16 protein-coding genes are annotated in these 21708 nt (G+C 41.5%); 10 read left to right on the top strand and 6 right to left on the bottom strand.

All coding sequences use genetic code 11. From position 1 onward, the window contains the following. Positions 1 to 63 precede the first annotated feature (63 nt). The 5 genes from HMO_RS0111085 (at position 64) to HMO_RS0111065 (ending at position 3957) form a co-directional block, all read left to right on the top strand. Positions 64 to 1209, top strand: coding sequence for a GNAT family N-acetyltransferase (locus tag HMO_RS0111085; RefSeq protein ID WP_010302979.1), 1146 nt, complete (start codon positions 64 to 66; stop codon positions 1207 to 1209). A gap of 330 nt (positions 1210 to 1539) precedes the next feature. Further along, on the top strand, positions 1540 to 2469 hold the full coding sequence (locus tag HMO_RS14785; RefSeq protein WP_010302975.1) for an ArgK/MeaB family GTPase: 930 nt from the start codon (positions 1540 to 1542) through the stop codon (positions 2467 to 2469). Positions 2470 to 2516: 47 nt separating this feature from the next. Beyond that, complete coding sequence (gene rpmB / locus HMO_RS0111075; protein WP_010302971.1) at positions 2517 to 2807, top strand: 50S ribosomal protein L28; 291 nt, start codon at positions 2517 to 2519, stop codon at positions 2805 to 2807. Between the two features lie 288 nt (positions 2808 to 3095). Beyond that, on the top strand, positions 3096 to 3347 hold the full coding sequence (locus tag HMO_RS0111070; RefSeq protein WP_010302967.1) for a hypothetical protein: 252 nt from the start codon (positions 3096 to 3098) through the stop codon (positions 3345 to 3347). A 268-nt stretch (positions 3348 to 3615) separates the two neighbouring features. Continuing rightward, positions 3616 to 3957: a hypothetical protein gene (locus HMO_RS0111065; RefSeq protein WP_010302963.1), complete on the top strand. Its 342-nt coding sequence runs from the start codon at positions 3616 to 3618 to the stop codon at positions 3955 to 3957. A gap of 203 nt (positions 3958 to 4160) precedes the next feature. Here the strand turns inward: HMO_RS0111065 and HMO_RS0111060 are convergent, their stop codons facing one another. The 4 genes from HMO_RS0111060 to HMO_RS0111045 all read right to left on the bottom strand — a co-directional run bounded on the left by HMO_RS0111060 (position 4161) and on the right by HMO_RS0111045 (position 8538). Beyond that, positions 4161 to 5189 carry a threonine aldolase family protein gene (locus HMO_RS0111060; RefSeq protein ID WP_010302959.1) on the bottom strand — a complete coding sequence of 343 codons (1029 nt, stop codon included), beginning with the start codon at positions 5187 to 5189 and terminating at the stop codon, positions 4161 to 4163. A gap of 288 nt (positions 5190 to 5477) precedes the next feature. Continuing rightward, positions 5478 to 5930 carry a response regulator gene (locus tag HMO_RS0111055; RefSeq protein ID WP_010302953.1) on the bottom strand — a complete coding sequence of 151 codons (453 nt, stop codon included), beginning with the start codon at positions 5928 to 5930 and terminating at the stop codon, positions 5478 to 5480. Between the two features lie 31 nt (positions 5931 to 5961). Further along, positions 5962 to 7368, bottom strand: a complete 1407-nt coding sequence (locus HMO_RS0111050; protein WP_010302951.1) for an MEDS domain-containing protein — start codon at positions 7366 to 7368, stop codon at positions 5962 to 5964. A gap of 258 nt (positions 7369 to 7626) precedes the next feature. Next, positions 7627 to 8538, bottom strand: a complete 912-nt coding sequence (locus HMO_RS0111045) for a peptidylprolyl isomerase (protein ID WP_010302949.1) — start codon at positions 8536 to 8538, stop codon at positions 7627 to 7629. Between the two features lie 170 nt (positions 8539 to 8708). Between HMO_RS0111045 and secA the strand changes: the two genes are divergently transcribed. The 4 genes from secA to HMO_RS0111020 all read left to right on the top strand — a co-directional run bounded on the left by secA (position 8709) and on the right by HMO_RS0111020 (position 14755). Beyond that, the gene (secA, locus tag HMO_RS0111040; RefSeq protein ID WP_010302947.1) at positions 8709 to 11444 is read left to right on the top strand and encodes a preprotein translocase subunit SecA; all 2736 of its coding nucleotides are present in this window, start codon (positions 8709 to 8711) and stop codon (positions 11442 to 11444) included. 360 nt (positions 11445 to 11804) lie between these two features. Further along, positions 11805 to 12143, top strand: coding sequence for a hypothetical protein (locus HMO_RS0111035; protein ID WP_010302941.1), 339 nt, complete (start codon positions 11805 to 11807; stop codon positions 12141 to 12143). Positions 12144 to 12523: 380 nt separating this feature from the next. Next, the gene (locus HMO_RS0111025; protein ID WP_029448969.1) at positions 12524 to 12934 is read left to right on the top strand and encodes a hypothetical protein; all 411 of its coding nucleotides are present in this window, start codon (positions 12524 to 12526) and stop codon (positions 12932 to 12934) included. A 291-nt stretch (positions 12935 to 13225) separates the two neighbouring features. After that, entirely contained in the window at positions 13226 to 14755 is a 1530-nt protein-coding gene (locus HMO_RS0111020; protein WP_029448967.1) for a hypothetical protein, read from the top strand. A 50-nt stretch (positions 14756 to 14805) separates the two neighbouring features. On the opposite strand, the gene HMO_RS0111015 is transcribed toward HMO_RS0111020, so the two are convergent. Continuing rightward, positions 14806 to 15492: a hypothetical protein gene (locus tag HMO_RS0111015; RefSeq protein WP_010302931.1), complete on the bottom strand. Its 687-nt coding sequence runs from the start codon at positions 15490 to 15492 to the stop codon at positions 14806 to 14808. Between the two features lie 827 nt (positions 15493 to 16319). Between HMO_RS0111015 and HMO_RS15810 the strand changes: the two genes are divergently transcribed. Next, positions 16320 to 17501: a hypothetical protein gene (locus HMO_RS15810; RefSeq protein ID WP_010302928.1), complete on the top strand. Its 1182-nt coding sequence runs from the start codon at positions 16320 to 16322 to the stop codon at positions 17499 to 17501. A 464-nt stretch (positions 17502 to 17965) separates the two neighbouring features. Here the strand turns inward: HMO_RS15810 and HMO_RS0111005 are convergent, their stop codons facing one another. After that, positions 17966 to 21397 (bottom strand): hypothetical protein, encoded by a 3432-nt coding sequence (locus HMO_RS0111005; RefSeq protein ID WP_010302925.1) that lies wholly within the window; start codon positions 21395 to 21397, stop codon positions 17966 to 17968. Between the last annotated feature and the right edge of the window lie 311 nt (positions 21398 to 21708).

The following is a 21708-nucleotide window of genomic DNA, read 5'->3' as shown; positions in this document are numbered from 1 at the left end:
AATAAAAACTAAGAAACCTCCAAATTAAAAACTATCCTAACTTCTCAACGAAAGAAAACTTGCATGCATATAAATCGAATAGTATATAGCCTTTTAGTCAGTTGTTTAGTGTATAAAATTTCAGCGACTGAACCTGAAAGCCCAGTAACTGTGGCTAACAAAGAGGCCCAAAGATTACATCAAAAAGGTAAAGAGTCTGAGGCAGTAGACAAAGCTTTTAAAAATGATACTAAAATCTATCGAAAACGCAAGTTTATCTGTGAATCGCCTCCCGGTGATACTAGGTGGTTCTATATTGATCTTACTCGTTATATAGAGCCACCAAGGTTCTTAAATCTTCTTTCACGCGTTTCATTGGGGAAGTTTGAGATCGAGACCGAGTTAAGTGATAACGACTGTCAGCGCTATATTTATTATATTAAGAATGAATGCGCTCCAAGAACTTCCTCCGCCCAAGCGGCAAAGATTCGCATGAGAAGAAAGCAAGTTAATGAGTGGCGCGAGGAGCAATCTAAAACAGAACAAGATATCCAGGAATGGATAGATTGGTTTGCAGACAGAGGCGAATGGGTCGATATTATTGACGATAATTTTAGAGAAGAGGCTGCAAACTATATTAAAAACATCAGCAATCAATGTCACAAGAATTTCCTTCTTAGACATTCTTTCTCTGTTGGCAAGGGAAGCATGTCCGGATGCGCGGTTCTCTATCCTGGGCATAATCCTAAAATAGTGGAAGATTTAGATCAAGCATACACAATCGCCGCCCCTAACTGGGCAATTGGATCTATATATTATCAGATCGATTTTCCGAAAAAAATCCTCCACATTATCTCCATTAATGTTGACAGTCGCTGGCGCGGCCGCGGCCATGGCTATGCACTGGCCCGCTATCTCGCCGATTTTGCTGAAGAACATCTTAGCCGCCTTACCGATCACCTAACTGTTGATTGTCGCAATAGTTACTCGGCGCGTATTTTTGAAAAAGTTGGATTTAAACAAGACCTAGTAGCTACTGTTAAGGATCGCCTCCTCTATGGAGCAACTCATTGCCGAACAGTTGAGAGCGGAGAATGGCAGCGAGGACAATTAATAATAAAGGCATGGTGTCAAACAGACTATACAACACGATATTATCAATGGCTTACCAACGCTATGCCAACCCTTTTTCCGGACCAGTATCATAAAGTTGGATATCATTATGGTTAAAGCCTAATATTTCTCCATATTACAGGAAGATAAGACTATTTGTGCTGGTTTGTCAGTCTTGCCCTCTCACTCTTATAACTGCGCCAGGTTAATTATTCACAATTACCCTGGCAACCTTCGAGTTTTTAAAGCTAGGTTTTTTGATTAAATCACTAGGTTTCCCTCAAACTTAATGCTTATCTTTAACGAAATGGGAGGACCTGTAATGATTAACTTAATAACTAACAGAAAATCCTATTTTACAATATACGCTACTATCCATTTAACGTTATCCTATAAACAGATCTCCATAAAAGGCCGCTCAAGAATGCGAACTCTAAGAGGTATGGTATGAATACTGTGGAAAAATGGGACTTATCAAATCGTCGCACCCTGGCCAAAGCTATATCACTCATAGAATCCACCGCTGAGAAAGATCAACCTGCTGCAGATGCTTTAATAACTGAGCTAGGTAAAATGCCAAGTCAAGCTCCAGCACCTGTTATTGCGATCACGGGGGCACCTGGGGCCGGCAAATCCACTTTTATTGATGCTTTCGGGCAAAAGCTAGCAAATCTCGGTCATCTTATCGCCATTTTGACCATTGATCCCACCTCGCCGCTATCCGGCGGGGCTATTTTGGGCGACAAAACCCGCATGTCTAAATTGGCTCAGCATCCTAATGTGTTCATTCGTCCTAGCCCTTCTGGGGCCGGGCGTCTGGGCGGGGTATCAGCGAAAACTGAAGATGTAATCTATATATTACAGGCCGCAGGCTTTGAGTATATTTTTATTGAGACTGTTGGCGTTGGACAAAGCGAAATTGATGCCTCGCTGATGAGCAATATTGTAATGATGCTCATCGCCCCTGGTGCCGGTGATGAGCTCCAAGGCATTAAAAAGGGCAACCTAGAATTTGTTGATCTCCTTATTGTTAACAAATATGATGGCGACACTAAAGAGATTGCTCGCGCGACCGCTGATGATTACCAGTTAGCATTAACAGGCCTCAATAAAAAAGTTATCCTTACCTCGGCCCTCGAGGCCACCAACTTTGAGGAAATTCTTGCTGCTGTCAATGGCTGCCCGCGCGGTCCCGTTAGCCATGACCAAGCCCTCACCCTTTTAAAACGCAGATTAGAGTCAGAGTTGCTGCAGAAGTTAATGGCTATTCCCGCGATCGCCCACTTTTATCATGAAGTTGAGAGCCAATGTTTACCCACACGCATAAAAGCAAAAATTTTCAATGAAAAATTAAAGAATTTATTGACGCCGCAATAAATTTTATAGTATTAATTGAGCAAGTTATTTATATGGGAGTAAAGACCATGGCACGTCGTTGTGCAATTTCTAAAAAAGGTGTTCTATCTGGCAATAATGTTAGCCATGCCAACAATAAGACCCGTCGTCGCTTTTTGCCTAACCTTCAAAATGTCAGCTTAATGTCCGAAGCATTAGGAAGAGCAGTTAGCATGCGTCTTTCTACCAATGCCATCCGCACAATTGAGCATCATGGCGGATTAGACGCTTATCTATTAAAAGTAAGCTCAGTCAATTTAGATCCAAAAGTTGCAAAACTGAAAAAAATTATTTCTAAGACTGTAGAAAATCGCAAATAGTTTTCTCATCTCACTTTAAGTTTTGACCCTGCTAATGCAGGGTTTTTTTATAAGCAGTCCTCAGCTATCTTCTTCTCTTAGATTTTATAGCCGCCAAAGATTACCCTTTTACTACCAACATTTTTTAAGGATTAAAATAGGATTGATAATGATGTGACCTATGACATGCGTAAAGCTTATATGGAAAACTTAATTGATGATAGCCGAGCTTTTTCAGATCTAGATTGGTAGCATAAGGTATGGATAGAAGGGGCTATCCCTGGCATAGTGGATTGCTGGGAAGAGAGCATGTGCAGCTTCTTTAATGTTAGAGCTATTAATTACTTTCTGGAGCACATAGATCAAAAATATGGGCTAACTCAGCAACAAATTGATAAGCTATGGCAGCTAAGAAACTTGTTGAGACAATATTCTGATGTAGCACCGCCTGAAATGGATCCAAGAGATGTCCTTAAAGACTCGCACTGGCATGAAATCGCCAAATGCGCTAAAACTGCGCTAAAGGAATTTGAGGGCTATGAGGCTCCCTTAGGTTCCTAGAGAGACATCCAAATGACCTCACTCTCTCGCCAAAATTATGGGTTAGGCTGAGTGAGGCAAAGATAACCCGAATATACCTTTTCTGGCTCCCTCTATTGCATCCAACATTCCCAAAGAATATAACCCTCTAAAGCTCCCCTTTAGCCGGCACCCTAAAATTTTTAAGGGTGACTTTAAACTGCAAAATATTTATTCCTTAGATTTACACTTTATTTACGCATATCTGCTAGCTTGGAGCTTGATTATCAATTATTGTGGAGAATTCAGGATGAAGAAGTTCACCGCTTTAGCCTTGGTCCTATTAACCAGCCTAGCCGGCGCAAAAGAAGATATCGTAACCACCCTAAAAATCAAAGCTTGGGGCGGACACCAACCGGGCTGGGACATTGCCGGAAATCGCAGCTGCATTAGAAATATCAAATACGTTTCCACCAGTGAGGCGAAATGGCAACATATTGGCACCGCTAGCGAAGCGCCGCGTTACAATTTTGAAGTTACTCATAAGCCTGGATGCAATGCTACAATTACCTTTCACTGGGATAGCTCACCCAATGACAATGATTTGCGTCCTGATTCTTTCGCCCGCGTCGAAATGGGACAATACCGCTAGTATAGTTCATAACCATTGATTACGACTGGACAGAAATCTGTCAGGTAATGACCTAGCAATGGACAATTAAACTCCTCTCCTTAACAGTTGTCTCGACTCACCAGAGCCCTACTGTTAGGGAGAAACCAACTCTCCTACAGAATATTAATTATATCCCCCGCTTCCAACAGCGAGGCTTCAAGAAATTCATTGAGCACACTAGATTATTGCAGCTGGCAAGCCATTTTAAGCTGCTCAATTGAGGCAGAAGAGGTATTATAGCTGGTAACGAACCTATAATAATTTTGCCCCGGCCGTCCCCAATCATAGAACAGGACGCCCTTTTTACGAAGGTCGGCTGCCAGACCGCTTGGCAGTGTCACAAAAACTTCATTAGCATCAACGGGATGAAGGAGTTGTACCCCTTCACACCGCTGGAGAATTTCAGCAACTTGGGTGGCAGCTTGATTGGCCACCTGGGCATGGTGCAGCCATAAATCTTTCTCAAATAGGGACAAGAACTGGGAAGAAAAGAAGCGCATTTTTGAATATAGCTGACCCATACGTTTATGCAAATAGTCTGTATGAACAGCTAAGCTGCGGTTAAAAAACACCACCGCTTCAGCGGCTAAGGCACCATTCTTAGTTCCCCCAAAGGATAGTACATCGACGCCAACCTTCCAAGTGAAAGCAGCAGGACTTTCTCCCAGAGCGACCACCGCATTGGCAAAACGTGCACCATCCATATGGACAGCCAGACCGTGCGCCTTAGCCACTTCTGCTAAGGTCTTAATCTCTGCAGGCTTATAAACAGTTCCTGCTTCTGTGACTTGGGTTAGAGAAAGTGCTGCTGGCAAAGGCGCATGAGGACGAGAATTTTTCCAGGCTCGTATGCGACTCTCTAATTCTATAACATCAATTTTTCCATGGCGCCCAGTTATAGGCACAATTTTTGCGCCCCCTGTGAAGGCTTCTATTGCATTAGCTTCATCACAAATAATATGAGCCTCTTCATGGGCAAAAATGGCGCCATAAGGTGGACAGATACTGGCTAATGATAAACCATTCGCAGCCGATCCCGTCGACATAAAAAACACATCTACGTCGCGGTCAAACACCTGATTAAAAGCAAGCCGCGCCTTATCTGTTACTCTATCTTTACCATAGGAAGGAGCAGATTCTTGGTTAACAGCTAATAACCCCTCCATTACCTGAGGGGCTACCGCTGATGCATTATCACTTTGAAAATTCATTGATGGTCCCTTAACAGCTATTAGTGCGCTTTATATAGATCACCTTAATAGAACCGGCAAGAAAAAACAAATAGCTTGGTTAGCAGCTTGGTAGGCATTTCCCACTTTTAGGGTATATGACTCTCTTAGAGGAGTTTGCAAAATGGCTAAGAGGATAGAAAGAGCAAATAAATGATCGAGGACGATTAGGCTTAAAAGCCTGAAAAACAAGTCTCAATAACCGCCTAGCTTTTAAGGTTACGTCACCTCAGACAAGTGCTTATCAGTGCCAAAGTTTACGCTCTGATCTTAGAGCTTGCTAGAGTGTCTTTGCGCTAATACTTGGTTAAAAATATACTTTAGAGAATTGGCCATTTTTTCATAGGATGGCAGCTTGACGAGATAATCTGATACGCCTAGAAGCATACTTTTTTCGATATCCTCTGAGCGTGAAGACGACGATATAACGACAATTTTAATGTTACGCAGCATGGAATGCAGCAGTTCTTTCATTTCCTCTAACACTTTAAAACCATTCATCCGGGGCATATTAAGATCAAGAAATACCACATAGGGATTAGTCTCATTTTCAGTCGCAATAGTAGAGGCTTCTGCCGTTAGATAATCGACCAGCTCTCTTCCATCCCGTAGTCTTTTAAAGGAACAGACTAAGGGCAGGTTATGAATGATGTGCTTAAAAATAAAGACATCATCATCACTATCATCAGCATAAACAATATGAAGATTCGGATTATTGGTCATGATTATGCCTCCCAGTTAAAAGATAAGATTCTCAAAAAGGTACTTTATCCTCAGGGAATCTTAAAGTGAAAGTCGCCCCTACTCCCCGCTGCCCTTGGGCGGAAATCTCTCCAAAGTACTTTGCCATAATCCTCTGGCAAATTGTCAGGCCGATACCAGCTCCAGGGTGTGAGATAGCGGGACTTAATCGTTTAAAAGGTTGGAAAATCTGCTGCTTATCAGCAGCATCAAAACCAACCCCGTTATCTGCTACAATAATTTCAGTGCCTTGCCCCACAACTTTTTTGGCACAGATGCTTACGGTTAATAACTGATCCTTATTTCGATATTTGAAAGCGTTATCCACTAAGTTAGAGAACAGCTGATTAAGATGAGCTTTGTCTGCCCTTATACAAATATCATCTTCAATGCTAAGGTCAAACTTACAAGGAATATCTGTGATATTTTGCTCATAATAAGTGATAACATTTTGAATGACCTCGCGAAGCTTTAAAACACTTAATCCTTTTCGCTGGTTGGCAACTAAACTTAAATCTTTCAAGGCTTCAACACGTGTAAAAGCTTCATCTAAAGCTTGCCCTATTCTTGCAAATACCGCTTTGACTTCTTCATTGAAGTGACCAATATAAGATGTTTGCAATAAATCATTCATTATTGCCGCATTTTTTATGGGCTCCTTTAAATCATGGGCCAACATATAACTAAATTCTCTTAACTCTTCAGTTTTCTTAAAAAGAGCAGCCACCGTACTTTCTCGTTCTTTACGTTCCTTAATTTGGTAAATCCGCTGATTGAAAATCTCACGCTCTTTTTCAGGACTTTTATAAATTTCAGGGGGGAGATAAAATTGATTAGGATAAATGCCTGTGCATATATGGCAGACCGGATGGATTTCTATAACTTTATTAAGAAATTCAGGAGAAAAAAACTTAGTATCATATTGGCACATACCAATATACTTATATCGATTGGCTATTTTTGTATTTACCTGATACTCAAACTCAAATAGATTATCAATGTCTGGAAACTTCCTCAGAAACCATCGAACATCTCCTGTAACTCTTAGAGCTGCATATCCTTGCTTTTCGGCCTGAATGCATTCCTTTTCGAAAACTGAAACCATTTGTTCTGGCGTGTATGGTTGCTTCTGATAAGCGGCCTCGTCCATAGTTATAAAATTCAGTTGTCCTCTTTTCAGGAGGCTTACCGTTTCAAGGTTGGCTGATTCTAAGTAAAGTCGGACTCTTTGCTGGGTAGAATGATCACATACATAGACTATTTTATTATTAGATTTTAGACCGGCGTGGATAAACTCTACAATCGATAATCGGAAGTCCTCTTCACTTTCATAAAGAGAGCAGATATGTTCGCCTACTCCTAAGTTTTGCAAACTATAGAGATCATGACTATACCCTTGAACAAGATTGTCTCGTCTCATCGGCGGTCTCACTATCCGCTAGTATTCTTTGGTTCTTATGTACAAGATTATAAATATATTGGCAACAATTTTTATAAAAAATAAAAACATCTAAAATATTATTATATATGGGATAATTTAGCTCATTTTATATTAGTTTATGTCGTTTAATTTTATTAGTAGCTCTATCGCTCCCTCAGAAAAAGCTACCAAAAGCAAAATGCAAGACATAAAAAAACCTGGCTTAAAGCCAGGCTTCTCAAAAAACATACTAGTGTTTTATTCAGTAGCATTTCCTGCAGCTGGTTCTGCCGGCGCTTCATCCTTCTTCTCAGGCAAAGGCTTACCTTCCATGTCGAATTTTTCGATCTTGAAGTCTTTGCGAGCTTTTTCAATGACTTCTTGAGCATATTTTGGAACAGTTAAGCCCTTGAGATCAGATTTAGCTTGTTCAAATGTTGGCTTCTTAGCAGCGCGACGATCGATGACTTTGACCACAAAGAAAACTGATTGAGATCCGAGCTTTTCTTCAACTGGTTTATCAATTAATGCGCCACCCTTAGCTTTTCCTAGAGCCTCTGCCAGTGCAGGTGGCAATTCTGGAAATTTAACATAGTCTGCTTTTCCACCCTTGAGCTCGGGGTCTTTTTCTTGACCTTCTTTAAGGGCCTTTTCGAAATCTCCAGATTTAGCTTTGATTAATTTAATGAATTCTTCAGCTTTTTTCTTTTCACGGAAAACTGCTTGATGGAAGCTAATTTCATCCATATCAGGCATGACTTTAATTAGTTCATCATAAGCCTTCTTAAGCTCTGCATCAGTTTGAAGCTTGGCAATTTCTTTATCTAAGAATGCTTTTTGGAGCATTGCTTCTTGGCAATCTGCAATTCGCGCCTTTACTTCCTCGTCCTTATCAAGACCAGCTTTCTTAGCCAAATGGGTAATGATAGCCATATCAATGGAGCTCTGTACTAGCGGGTCGAAGATCTTCTCCAGTGATTCACCTTGCAACTGAGGCGGCAAGGACTTCATACGACGCTTGAGTTCGCCGACGGTAATATCTACTTTTTTACCATCAATATCAACTTTAGCGACCACCTTTGAGTCTTTTGGATCTTTATTATCAGCGATGGCGGGAAGTGCCACAGTAAGGCAAAGCGCTAAAGCTGCGAGGCGGGAAAACTTAAACATTTCCATTCCTTTCGAAAAATTGCTATTCATGAGTTAAAAGACAAAGCTAATCGTTGAGTCTTTTTAATTTTAGATTTACACTACAATTAATATGTCAAGCAAGAGACAGTTTCAATTTTTAATGAAATATCATTGCAAATCAAAACTGTCGCAACAAAAAGGTTTTGTGAATGTTAGTTTCTTTACTTACAAAGATTTTCGGATCAGCAAATGAACGCATGGTCAAGAAGTACTTAAAGGTTGTCGAAAAAATCAACCAGCTGGAGCCGAAATACGTCGCCATGTCCGACGATGAACTGCGAGCACAGACCCAACTATTCAAAGAGCGCCTTGAAAAGGGAGAAACTTTGGATGATATTTTACCAGAAGCATTTGCTACGGCGCGTGAAGCCTCAAAAAGAGTCCTTGGCATGCGCCCCTTCGATGTGCAGCTCGTCGGCGGTATGGTGCTACATAATGGTCTGATTGCTGAAATGCGGACGGGTGAAGGAAAAACTCTTGTCGCAACCCTTCCTGTTTATTTAAATGCCCTAAGTGGAAAAGGCGTACACGTTGTCACGGTAAATGATTACTTAGCCAGCCGCGACTCTAGCTGGATGGGTCGACTTTATAATTATTTAGGCCTCAGCACCGGCTGTATTGTGCATGGCATGTCGGATCATCAACGACGTGACGCTTATCACAGCGATGTAACTTATGGAACTAACCATGAATTTGGCTTCGATTATCTACGCGATAATATGAAATTCCGCTTTGAAGATATGGTTATGCGTCCCTTTAACTATGCTATTGTCGACGAAGTTGACAGCATTTTGATTGATGAGGCCAGAACCCCTCTCATTATTTCCGGTTCAGCTGAAGACTCGTCAGACTTGTACCGATCTATTAATGCGTTAATTCCAAAGTTAGCTCCCGAACATTATGAAAAGGACGAAAAGCAACGCTCGGTGACTCTAACTGATACGGGCATTGAGCGCATAGAAGAGTTACTGCGTGAAGCAGGCTTAATTCACGGGGAGACACTGTACGATATCCATAATATTAGCGTCGTCCACCATGTAAACCAGGCGCTCAAGGCGCATACTTTATTTACGCGTGACGTCGACTATATCGTCAAAAATAATAAAGTCATTATTATTGATGAGTTTACAGGCCGTATGATGGATGGCCGTCGTTACTCAGAAGGATTGCACCAAGCCTTAGAAGCTAAAGAAGGGGTTACGATTGAAACTGAGAACCAGACCCTGGCTTCGATTACCTATCAGAATTTCTTCCGCATGTACCCAAAGCTATCGGGCATGACTGGTACAGCGATGACAGAGGCTCATGAGTTTGAAGAAATTTATAAGCTGAGAACGGTTGATATTCCCACCAATCGCCCTGTAGCGCGAATAGATAATGATGACGAAGTTTACTTAACAGCCCAAGAAAAGTATAAAGCCATGATTGAGCAGATTAAAATCTGCCAACAAAAAGGGCAACCTGTGCTGGTGGGGACAACAAGCATTGAAAAATCAGAGATGATTTCTCAAATGCTACAGACTGAGAAAGTCAAGCATCAGGTCTTGAATGCGCGTTATCATGAGCAAGAGGCTGCGATTATCACCGAGGCTGGTGCGCCGGGAGCGGTCACTATTGCCACCAACATGGCGGGCCGTGGTACCGACATTAAACTTGGTGGCAATCTAGAGGCTAGAATTGCAAAAGAGATTGCAGGCTTAACCGATGAAAATGAAGTCAAGAAAGTTGTTGACCGCGTTACTGAGGAAGTTAAAGCGTTAGAAGAACAGGTTAAAGCTGCGGGCGGTTTATATGTTATTGGTACTGAACGCCATGAAAGCCGCCGTATTGACAACCAATTACGCGGGCGTTCTGGCCGCCAAGGTGACCCCGGAGAATCTAAATTCTACATCTCTCTTCAAGATGATTTGATGCGAATTTTTGGTTCCGATCGCTTAGATGCCATGCTCCGCAAGTTAGGGGTTAAGGAAGGTGAAGCTATTTCTCATGCCTGGATCAGTAAAGCCCTTGAACGCGCCCAACAAAAGGTTGAAGCTCGTAACTTTGATATCCGTAAACATCTGTTGCGCTATGATGACGTGATGAATGATCAACGTAAAATCATTTATGAGCAACGTCGGGAATTAATGTTAAGCCAAGATATCTCGGAAATGGTTGCGGACATGCGCTCAGATGTCATTGAAACTATTGTCCAGCGCCATATCCCCCAGGATTCCTTAATCGAGCAATGGGATCTCGAGGGCTTACAAAGTGAAATCCATCGCGTTTTTGGTATCCATATTGATGCTAAAGCTTGGGCTAATGAGGAAGGCATTGCTGAGGCTGAAATCATTCAGCGCATTATTGAAGCTGTTAGCCAACATATGAAAGCTAAAGAAGAAAAGTATGGGGCCTTGATGATGCGCACCGCTGAGACCAACATGGTTTTGCGTATCCTTGATAAGTGCTGGAAGGACCATCTATTAACCCTTGATCAATTACGCCAAGGAATCAACTTGCGCGCCTATGCTCAAGGAAACCCGCTAAATGAATATAAACGCGAAGCTTTTGTTCTTTTCCAGAATATGCTGGAAGTGTTGCGAGAGGAAACAATTTCATCCTTAGCTCACTTTGAGATAGATGTCCCCGATCCAACCATTCTCTCTCAGCTGCTCAATCCAGAAATGAATTTCGATCTGCTCGAGGAACAAACCCCCGCCTGGGAAGACCCAGAGGTTACTCCCGAGGCAGAGGTTGTTCCCTTAACTCGGCCAAACCGCAGTTCGCAGTCTCGCTCAAGCTCTGGTGGTATCGAGGGCTCAGGTAGAATACAGCGCAATGCCGCCTGCCCCTGTGGCTCAGGCAAGAAATTCAAGCACTGCCACGGTGCTATTGACCCGTCCTAGTTTTTTCCCCGGCCACTGGCCGGGTTTCTTTTTATTTTATTCTTGCTAGGTATCCTTACCAATCAATTATTCAATAAAGTAGCCCCTACCAAAGACAAAACAATAAGAATCGAGCGCATTTAACAGCATTCTTGGCTAACCTCACTTTCTTATTAGATAGTGGACAATTACTCATTTTATTCTGCTATGTCAACGCTCTAGAGGACGCTCTTGTTAAAAGGCAACAAACCGGCAACGAGATTTCCGCCGCTTTATTGCTAAATAGTTTATGCAAATAAACCCACCTTAAAAAACTTCTAATTTTACTAGATATTAAACATACTAGGAAGTAGAGAGAATTAACTTTTTGAAAGCTTGGCCATGTACAGATCACTATTAATATTTCCGCTTTTGGGAGCAGATCTCAGCTGTACAGCTTTAGATCACCCCTTACAAGTTTGGCCGCAAGGAACAAAACAAGGATACGACTTTAAAGAAATCTCATGGTTTTCATTACCAACCAACCTTGAAGACAATTATACCTTCAGCTTTAATATTGAGTCGGCTCATTTAAAACTAGAGCCTGGGAATAGCGATACAGTGGGAATCAAAGTTAAGGGGGCTCAAAAAGACTTACAAGATCTAACTGTGGATTTTAACGAGGGGGGGATTCTGCCTACACAGTCTGCGCAGCCAACTCAACGTATACACAAGCGCTAAAAGGTCTTCTGCAAAAACAGATACACCGACTTCATTCCCTATTACTTCAACTGGCGGCAGTTTTAAGATAAGCAATGTCTACCAAGAGGCGGGCAGCTCTGTGAGCATAAAAGGATGCTCTTCTATTAAGATGGACTCCTTTAACCAAGCACAGGGAGCAAGCTTAAAGATCAAAGGCACCCATAATGACCTTGATTTACCATGCATTAGCCAAGCTGCAGGCGCAAGTTTAAGCATTACTAGCGGAAAAATCTATAGAGTCTCCCCAAAAACGCTTAACCATCTACATCTATATGCCTCGCACCATTCCTAACAGTGAATATATTGTCCACACTAATGGAAAAAGTCGATGCCACATCAATAATCTTTCAGCCAAGGAAATGGATTTTACTCTTAAGGGCGCTTCTAAAATACGTGCTAAAAATCTTGAGGTCGAGAGAGCTAAACTGGTTTTAAAAAATACTGCCAAGGGTAAATTAAATCCTTTTAAAGTCAGCTTGCTTGACCTTAACTTAAGGAATCATTCGCAATTAAATTTGCAGGGTGCAATTAATAAACTCAATGTTAAAGGGCGGGGTTCCTCAAAGCTTACAAGAGAGACTGAACAAGGTGTAGATGCTCTTTGGGTGTCTATGAAACATCGCGCTGTTGCTCGCATTAACTCATCGGTCACTATGGCCACCGGCAAGATTTCCGATAATGCCGATCTGACTATCCAAACACTTTTAAAAGCATCTGCAATTAAGCAAAAAAATAAAGCCAAAGTTACAGTCGTAACCATTTCTGGATAACTGAGCAGACGATAATATTTAAAGGAAACTCATACTCCTCTACAAAAATCTTTTTATTAAAAAGGTCTAAGTTTACTTCCCCTCAAAGTTAGGGCCTAGAGCCTTTAATCAGGCTCTGTCACAACTTACTCGATATTTCTTATCCCCTTAGTGTTTCACCAGATATCCATGGGCTTCCTCAGCAAAATAAGAACACAGCATAGTTAATTGAGCCACCATTAATTATTTATTAAAACTTTTCAATTTACTTTTTGAATTATATTATTTTAAATATTTTATTATGAAGTATAAATGATGGTAAAATTTCTTTCCTGTTTTACTTTAATCTTGTTGATTAGCTTTGGCTACAGTGAAGATTTCCCTCCTAGTAAATGCTTCAGTTTATGCAAAAAAGATTCCTGTGTTTCTATTAATGGCAGGGCTGAAGCCTGCTTATCAAATTGTCAAAGCACCCCCTACTATGAGCATGTTAAAGCAAATTGTGATATTTTGTCTGATGGCACTTCCGTCACTCCTAATTCACAGCAAGTAGCCTCCTCCCTATCGCAGCCTCTTAACCATCGCTCCTCTAACATAGAATCATTAAAAGAAAATATTCCCCCTTCCTATAAGGTAAAGCCTGCGGTGGATATCAAAAAATTTATTGATAACCCGAGGGTGATAGCTAAACCGTTACAGATTCCTTTATTTATTCTTCCCCCTGACATAAAGCAGAGAATTAGTAAGAGTCAGGGTAAGCTTAATGCATCAGCTATTATTCCCCTATTAGTGGCCCGGGATCTGCTTCCCAGTCTAGCTCTTAAGCATGAGCTTTATACGATAACTATTTTTAATCCGGGTGCTTTTTCAGGGCAAGTTTTCAAAGCTGTCCTCAATAATCCCGCCAATCCTTTTATGCTTCCCACAGCTTTTGTGATTAAGGAGCTAAAATGGAACTCTGATAAGGTTAGGACGCGCACAACTAATACCCCGATGAAGGAACTGCAAGATATCGAGTATATCAAAGCCTCAGAGCTATTAAAGTTCAGTTCTACTGATCCCGCTTCTGTATATCCTGATATTAAGTTGCCTTTACAGTCATTTTATTTTATTTCTCCTACCCCCGCTACCTTAGCGGCTGATCAAAAAACTTATGTCTCGATTATGCCCCTAGCTGAAGGAAGTGAGCTTTTAGATTTAGTTTATGAAGAAATTATAGAGCCTGACAGCCTCTTGCGCCTTGAGGAGATAATGCAGAGGGTTGGTTTAGCTTTAGGCAGCGTCCATTTTGGAATGGCACTCAATCAAATTAAGATCTCGATGAGCAATCCGCAGTTTGATTTTTCTAGATTTACGACGGCAACTCATGGTGACTTTCATTTGGGGAATATATTTTTTAATGAGACTACTCATAAGGTTAGCTTTATTGATAATGCTTCCTTCGCCAATTCCTTAAGAGCTCCTGCTGATTTCATGCTTGATCTCTATGTCTTTTATTTATCATTAAGGAATAATACTTTTGATGCCCCTTCCTCTTCAGCTTTCAATGCTTTAATTACAAGGTTTATTCGCGGCTACATCTCTGCCTTTCCTGCTGCTGCCAGAAAGGGCTTGAAGACCTATATCACCAATTTATTGAGAACCCTTAATTATAATCAATTTATTGAGCTCACAGATTATTATAATCATATTAAAGCTGGCCTAGATGGGTCGCCTGAGCCCAGTATACTGACGACAATTTTTCGAAATCAGGAGCTTGCGCAAATGGAAGCAATCCTTGAGCATATGGCAAATGACCCCTGGATTCTGGAAGAAAGAAACTATAATTCTCATGCAGAATAGAGCCCAGTGTTAGGCTCTAGCTCTTTTCACAATTACAGTTTACCATCTTACTACTTTTTAATCGTCGCTCCTTTGACCTGCCCTTTAATAACGGCATCGGTCCCTAGGTATATTTCGCCCTTTCCGGATTCAAAAACAATGTCACCGCTGACAATTGTTTTTCCTCTGAGATAAAGTTTTTGAGTATCAGTAATAACTTTCTTAAAGTGAATGTTAGCAGCTCTTGAATCAGTTAAGTCACTGGCGTCTCCTTCTATGTCAATATCAGTGAAATCTCCGCCTATTACGGATAGGTTACCTGCGATTTTCGTTCTCCCTAATACGGTAATTCTGTCGCCTGCTAGGCTGCCTTCAACAGACAAATCCTTTAGAATTGATATATTGTGCCCTGTGAGGGAGCCGCTCACGAGGCCTTGATGCGCTTCAAGTTGATCAACTGCCAAGGAGCCATTAATTTTAAACTCCTGACACTTAAGATTCTTGCCATGGGCTGAGCCATCAACTTTCAACTCTTGCTGAATAATCAGATTTGTGAAATCAAGGGCACCATAAACGGTAAGCGTATCATAAGTCATATCTTTTAATTGGCTACTTCCATAAACCACCGGGTGGGCAGAAGTTTGTGCCGCCATTTTAGAACCATTCAGGCCGGAATCAGCTTGCGCTGCTGAAGGTAAGCTTATAATTAGGGCGCTCATACAAATCTTTAGAATACTTACTCTGTCATAATTATTCATAGGTTCCCTCTTTATTCTAATTAATATAAGATTCACTCAGGGTTGACCAATACCACTCAGTCGCCTTATTAATACCTTAAGGATTAACTTTATACAATTTATATTACATCACAGCTAATACCTCTGCTGAAATTAACATTGGCTGTGGCCGTGTGTACTTTTTTCGCTGCCTATTCTTGCCAATACGTTAACTCCTAATAGTAAGGTTAAAATACCTTGCTGCTAACCCTTTTATTTAATTCCAATAAATTGATATTTTCTTTTCTATGATTATTTAGCAAAGAGGCTCTTCGCCCTTTATACAATTAAGTCTGATCGTCTTTTTATTCTATTAAATACCTAACTTTTAGGCGAAAAAGCTTAAGAATTAACCTATCTCTGCCCTATCAATAAGGACATTAGGCTTAGATAAAGAAAAGAACAGACACCCAAAAGTAAATAATGGGTTTATTATTTATACTTTCTCAACTAAAACAAGAAAAATTTTATAAAATATTTCTTGTTCTCTGACTTGATACTAGTAAACGGAACACCTATATCATTATTAGAACATATTCACTTCTAAGGGCAAATAGCACTGGCGGGTATTTTCTTCGAATGCGAAGCGTAAGAATTTATCTGAGAGGCCTATCTTGAAGCGGAGGTGGAATATGGTCAACTGGATAAGCATAAGCTGCTTTACTAGCGAAAGTTTCTAGTTAGAGCTGCGATTGCCTCCACGATCCTTAACTGCATACCAGCTCGTCTGCTTACAGACGAAAATAGGGCGCGAGCCCTAGATGAGGGAAAGTATCGTGAAAGATTAAAAAAACTAAAGGATTGTACAAATGGAATCTTTAAATACATATCACTCACCCACGGCAAAGTTAGTCGCACAGAAGCGTAAATGGTTTAAAACAATGCCTGCAAATTTTAGCAAAAATTTCTTGTATAAAACCGTTTTCCTTTTCTCATCTTTAGCAACCATCGCCGCAAGCATGGATGCTCCGCAGGGTAATGGTAGATGCCCGATCAGAAGTGCGGACCAATTAATGAAAATGCTGTATGCCGGTAGCGGTGATCACCTTAGCGCTACAGGTATAGGGGTTACCCAGACCCTAGCAGACAATTCAGCATGGAAAATAGAAGCAATAGGAAGCGACCTTAGGGACTTAGAGGCAGAATATCCATCCTTCAATCCTAACAATCAGGATTCAATTTATCCTTATCTGTTGCAACGTTCTCAGGGGAATGTACCTAATTATACAAGATTAAAATTTCCGGAAATGGTGAGTCTAAGCTCTAAGCTTAATATTACCGTAGGGATGTGGCGTGGTAATAACTTTGCAGACCTGCAATCTGTCGGCATTAACTGTGAATGGAAGCCTGAAGGGCATTTTGAAATAAATTATAAGCTTGATCCTTTAGCTGTGAATAATTTTAATAAACTTGCAGCGAGAGCGGAGCAAGCGACGACTCCCGACGAAAAAATTTCATACGCTAAAAAAGCTTTGCACAGTGGCCTGCCTGCAACTAACTTTCGCTTTAAGTTAACTCCGTTAACGCCATTCCAACCTCCTAAAGGTCCTGGACAGCAACAAGCTGAGGAACAAGCGCGCCGTCAACACGAAGCCGAACAACGTCGTGCCCAACAAGAGCAAGAGGCTGCTCAAAGAGCCGCTGAAGAAGCGCGTCGCCAACGCGAAGCCGAGAACCTACGCCGCGCGCAACAGCAAGAGGCTGCTCAAAGATCTCAAGAACAGGCACGTCAACAATACCGTGCCCAGCAAGAGGCTGCTCAAAGAACCGCTGAAGAAGCGCGTCGCCAACGCGAAGCTGACATAATTCGCCAGCGCCAAGAGGAAATTCGCAGCACTGCACAAGAACAACTTCGCCAGCAACAACAAGCCCAACAGCCAATGGCTCCTCAACCTCAACCTCAACCTAGAGTCGGTGAGATGAAAGAAGAAAATGGATGGGTTTACCGTTTTAATGGTATTGATTGGTCAAGACTTCGCAGAGCAGGCTAAAGTATACTAATGTATAATAGGGAGCACATTTTGGAAGTGAAATTGTTTCCAGCTAAGTGTGCTCCTTGGTCTTTATGCTCCCTATTTTAGGTTTTAAAAGAGATAAATTTTAACTAAATCTATCTCTTCTTAAGTAAGTTAAAAATTGTTTTAGTGAATCTATATCTTTCCTAAGGTTGGCGCTAACTACCGTCTCTCTCTTGAAATGTTACTCAACTCATACCAATAATCTTAGTGCTAAGTAAAAAGCATTTCTCTTTAATTGATTCTTTGACTTTGAGCCAATTGCCCCCTTTTTTAATGGCAACCTTTTTGAGAGTGTAAATTTTACCTACGCGCCCCGTTTAAAAAATCTTCCCGAGCTCTCAGTTGCTATTCAGTATTTATTAACCTTTCTAGGCGGATTAATCATTCCTGATCAGTTAGATCTATTCTTCCTAAGGGGTGTGTTTTGAATACTCACTTTACTCACCGTAGTGGCCGTAACATCCTATAATTTCTATTCTTTGATTTACTTGTCGATAAATTAGACGATGCTTATGGGTAATATGGCGTGATTTAGCTTTTAGATGGCGCAATGTTTCCTCATGAGCACTGGGAACCCCTTCCCTTAAGTCTTCAATTAATGCTAAAACTTTCTCTTGCTGCCATGCCATTAGCTGCTTGAATTGCTCCTCCGCCTCTTGACTCCAAACAAAGACAATGTCTTTATTATCCTTTAAAGGAGAACATTTCAAAGACAGTTTATCTGATTTAGCCCAGGCTTCTTGCACGATTCTTTGCAGCTTCAGCTTGCGTTTTTGAGCTTTTTCGGCTGCTGAAAAAGCGCCCCAAGTACTGCGCTTGGCCGTGGCTAACTTTTTTTCACTTTTGATAGTGATCAGCTTTTGTTCTTCTCTCGCTCGCTTGCGTGCCGTTGGCATGGGAGATGCATATTCTGCTGCTGTAATTTGTTCCGGAGTTATATTATCACCTTTTTGTGTCGCCGGATGAGCAATCGGGAAGCTCATGCTAGCAAAATCGGATGGCTGTTGCTGGATCTGTTTTCCTGCAATAAGTGAAGTTTGAAGCCTCTTATATAGCTTTATGGCGCGATGATCTCCTTGCTGTGCTCCCCATAAAGCATATTCTAAAGCTTGCTTCTTTGCAGTCAGAGCCTCGCTTTCTGCCAATGTAATTATTGCTAAGTAGTAATAGGGCTTAACTGACTTAATATTTTCAAGAATGCGCCGAGCAACGGCATAATGCTGCCCTGCTTGAATAGGTTTGCCACATTCATCTTCATCGATATGCCTTCGATAAATTCTGCCCGCCAAATGAATCATTGCTTCGCGCGTTTGAGCTTTTCTAAGCAAGCGAGCCATAACTGCTAATCTCTGCGGCTCTGCAATCGGCTCGCCTTTCTCGTCCTTATCAATTAAGTGATGACTAATTAGAACCGCAAGCTTGGTCAAAGATTCAGGAAGCGCTGCTTGTCGGTATAAACGGGCAGCAATGGCAAGGCGCTGGCCGTCCGCAATCAGTTCTCCGCTTTCATCTTTATTGGTCAAGCCTTTTGTGATCATAGAGGCAAGGTTATGAAGAGCAAATGGTGTTCGGGTTTGACGATAAATATGAGCCACAATTTCTGAGCGCATTTCCGGAACAAAGGGCTGTCCTTTCTCATCCTGATTAAGGAGACCACGGTTAATAATAACAGCAATATTGTCTAATGCATCGGGCACACCAGAGCGGCGCCACAGACTCGCTGCGTACTGATATAGCTGTCCGTCTGGAATCAGCTGTCCATTTTCGTCTTCATAAATCCGGCCTTCTGCAATTAAGCTACCTAAGTGAACCAAGGCCCGAGGCGTTTTACAGGCTCGCAGTATCGCTGCCGCCACTTCATCCCCTTGCTTTAATGGTATCTTTTTACAGTGATGATCGTGATTAATCTTACCTCTAATAATTAATGCGGCGAGCTCGACTAAAGAGTGTGGCATCCCGGCTAGCCGATACAGACGGGCTGCTTGCTCATAACGCTGTTCTGTAGGAATATACTGATAATTCTCATCATGATGAATTTTTCCGCTGGCAACAAGCGAAGCTAAGTTATGTAAGGAATCGGGTATTCGGGCCAACCGATAAAGGCGTGCTGCTTCTTCATTACGTTTTCCTGACGGAATTGGTTGACCTTTTTCGTTCGTAAGAAGCTGACCCCTGTAAATCATAACTCCAATATTATGAATACCCTTAGGTGTATTAGATAGGTTATATAAGCGCGCGACTGTAATAGATCGCTGGCTCTCTATAATCGGTTGCCCTGTTTCATCCGTGCAGATTTTGCCTTCCTCAAGCAGTAGCGCTAGACAAAACAAAGCTGCAGGCATTTTTGACTCCCTAAAGATCTTAGCCGCAATTTCATAACGCTTTGTTTCGGGGAAGGGTTTTCCAGTTGCATCTTCATGGATTTTACCATCGGCAATAAGCGAGGCTAGATAATAATAGGATAAGGGTATCCTTGCTTGCCGATATAAACGTGCAGCAACGTTAGCATACTGTCCAGCAGCTATGGGATGGCCAATTTCATCAAGAGAAATCTTTTCCTGTTCAATCAATCTTGCCAAATTATGTAAGGTTGAGGGGATGTCTGCTTGTCGGTAGAGCTGTGCCGCTTGGTAATACCTCTGTGCTTCACAGATAAGCCTTCCCTTCTCATCAGTATTAATATGGCCCATTTCCATTAAGTATCCCAAATGACCTAGAGCGAGAGGGGTTCCTGCTTGTCGGTAAAGGCGGGCGGCAACATTATATTGCTGTCCTTTCAAAATCCGTTGCTTATTCTCATCCTTGTCAATTAATCCTTTTTCAATTAATTGAGCTAAGCGACAATAAGCATCCGCTGTTGCTATCGGCCTTAGCAGCCGTGCTACCACTTTATAGCGCTGCCCTTCGACAATGGAATGGGTGTTTTCATCAGTATAAACCTGTCCCATATAGATCGCCTCAGCGAGACCAAATCTTGCTTGAACTGTCCCTACGCGCCGATAAATTCGAGCCGCGACTTCGTTTCTTTCAGCCTCTTTAACTGTCTGCCCATTTTCATCGAGAGCAGTTTTACCATTTAATAAGGAGTAAGCATGAGAGCATAGTATTTTAGAAGTTTCTTTAAGGGTTTCCTGAGAAGAATAATATGAGGAAGATGGCTTTGTTATGGTGAGGAGATGACGCAAGTCTTGCAGTTTATCTCGCGAAGTCGCCAAAGGGCTTAAAGCTTTGAGCCGAGAAATAGCTTGGTAGTGGCACTCAATTATGCTCATATCCAGACAATAATCTGATGCAGGCAGAAGAAGATAGTCATTAATTATGTGTGCTCTTTGCGCCATGCCGTCTAAGGAAGAAAGCGTCCTTTTAATTTTCCCCATATTAAGCTTTCGTAATTCTTGCACATAAGGCTTGATCAGCGGGGGACAGTTAGCACTCTCAGCCATTTCCTTCATTTTATTTACTGGCAGCATAGTCGACTTATTCAGCAAACATGAGATTATTAAAGAAAATCTTTGCCAATAGAAGGCTTCTAAATAGTTCCCTTCAGCTGCGATAATGCCTCCCAATAAAGACATGGCTACGGCAGAACCTTTATTAGCTGCACCTAAGAAATATTTCTTAGCTTCAGTTTCATTTTTTAATATCGTTAGCTTGATTGCCTGTTTTTGCGCCGCTTCTGCTTCACTTTCCATAAGCTGGCGTTGGCGGGGAGATAGTTTTTCCCAGTCTTGCATGAAAGTAAGGTTGGCAATTTCTTTTAATGCAGAACAATAATCTTGTCTCTGCTCGTAACTCTTAGCTTCTTGGCAGCCCCAGCTTTGGGAAACAGCAAGCCCGAGCAGAGTACCTAGTACCGTTAATATCCCCATCACTAGCTCCTTTTCCTATCGCACTAACAGCTCAAGAATTAAAACTACAACAAGGGTACGCCGAAAAAGGCCGAAACGACTATATACATAGAAGATTAAAGGAGAGAAATACACAAAACAACGGCACATTTAATTAAGATGTTAATCCTACTAATTTATCTTTATATCACATAGCATACCACCCCCAGGTATTGTCAAAAAAAATACGAGAAATTTAATAAATTTTTCACGTAGTAATATTGTGCGTTTATAAATATTATAGATTTCATCACATAATTATAAGAGATAACATTTCCTTCTCAAAGGCTATT

Origin of the sequence: Candidatus Odyssella thessalonicensis L13, assembly GCF_000190415.1 — a bacterium.
GTDB lineage: Bacteria > Pseudomonadota > Alphaproteobacteria > Paracaedibacterales > Paracaedibacteraceae > Paracaedibacter > Paracaedibacter thessalonicensis.
Note: the sequence above shows the minus strand (reverse complement) of the source record. Positions and strands in the feature narration are given on the sequence as shown.

Coding starts and splice junctions, on each gene's coding strand:
- HMO_RS0111060 (WP_010302959.1), bottom strand. CDS start 5,189: ATGAATTTTCAAAGTGATAATGCATCAGCGGTAGCCCCTCAGGTAATG.
- HMO_RS0111085 (WP_010302979.1), top strand. CDS start 64: ATGCATATAAATCGAATAGTATATAGCCTTTTAGTCAGTTGTTTAGTG.
- secA (WP_010302947.1), top strand. CDS start 8,709: ATGTTAGTTTCTTTACTTACAAAGATTTTCGGATCAGCAAATGAACGC.
- HMO_RS0111025 (WP_029448969.1), top strand. CDS start 12,524: ATGGATTTTACTCTTAAGGGCGCTTCTAAAATACGTGCTAAAAATCTT.
- HMO_RS0111065 (WP_010302963.1), top strand. CDS start 3,616: ATGAAGAAGTTCACCGCTTTAGCCTTGGTCCTATTAACCAGCCTAGCC.
- HMO_RS15810 (WP_010302928.1), top strand. CDS start 16,320: ATGGAATCTTTAAATACATATCACTCACCCACGGCAAAGTTAGTCGCA.
- HMO_RS0111045 (WP_010302949.1), bottom strand. CDS start 8,538: ATGTTTAAGTTTTCCCGCCTCGCAGCTTTAGCGCTTTGCCTTACTGTG.
- HMO_RS0111005 (WP_010302925.1), bottom strand. CDS start 21,397: ATGGGGATATTAACGGTACTAGGTACTCTGCTCGGGCTTGCTGTTTCC.
- HMO_RS0111070 (WP_010302967.1), top strand. CDS start 3,096: ATGTGCAGCTTCTTTAATGTTAGAGCTATTAATTACTTTCTGGAGCAC.
- HMO_RS0111050 (WP_010302951.1), bottom strand. CDS start 7,368: ATGAGACGAGACAATCTTGTTCAAGGGTATAGTCATGATCTCTATAGT.
- HMO_RS0111035 (WP_010302941.1), top strand. CDS start 11,805: ATGTACAGATCACTATTAATATTTCCGCTTTTGGGAGCAGATCTCAGC.
- HMO_RS14785 (WP_010302975.1), top strand. CDS start 1,540: ATGAATACTGTGGAAAAATGGGACTTATCAAATCGTCGCACCCTGGCC.
- HMO_RS0111020 (WP_029448967.1), top strand. CDS start 13,226: ATGATGGTAAAATTTCTTTCCTGTTTTACTTTAATCTTGTTGATTAGC.
- rpmB (WP_010302971.1), top strand. CDS start 2,517: ATGGCACGTCGTTGTGCAATTTCTAAAAAAGGTGTTCTATCTGGCAAT.
- HMO_RS0111015 (WP_010302931.1), bottom strand. CDS start 15,492: ATGAATAATTATGACAGAGTAAGTATTCTAAAGATTTGTATGAGCGCC.
- HMO_RS0111055 (WP_010302953.1), bottom strand. CDS start 5,930: ATGACCAATAATCCGAATCTTCATATTGTTTATGCTGATGATAGTGAT.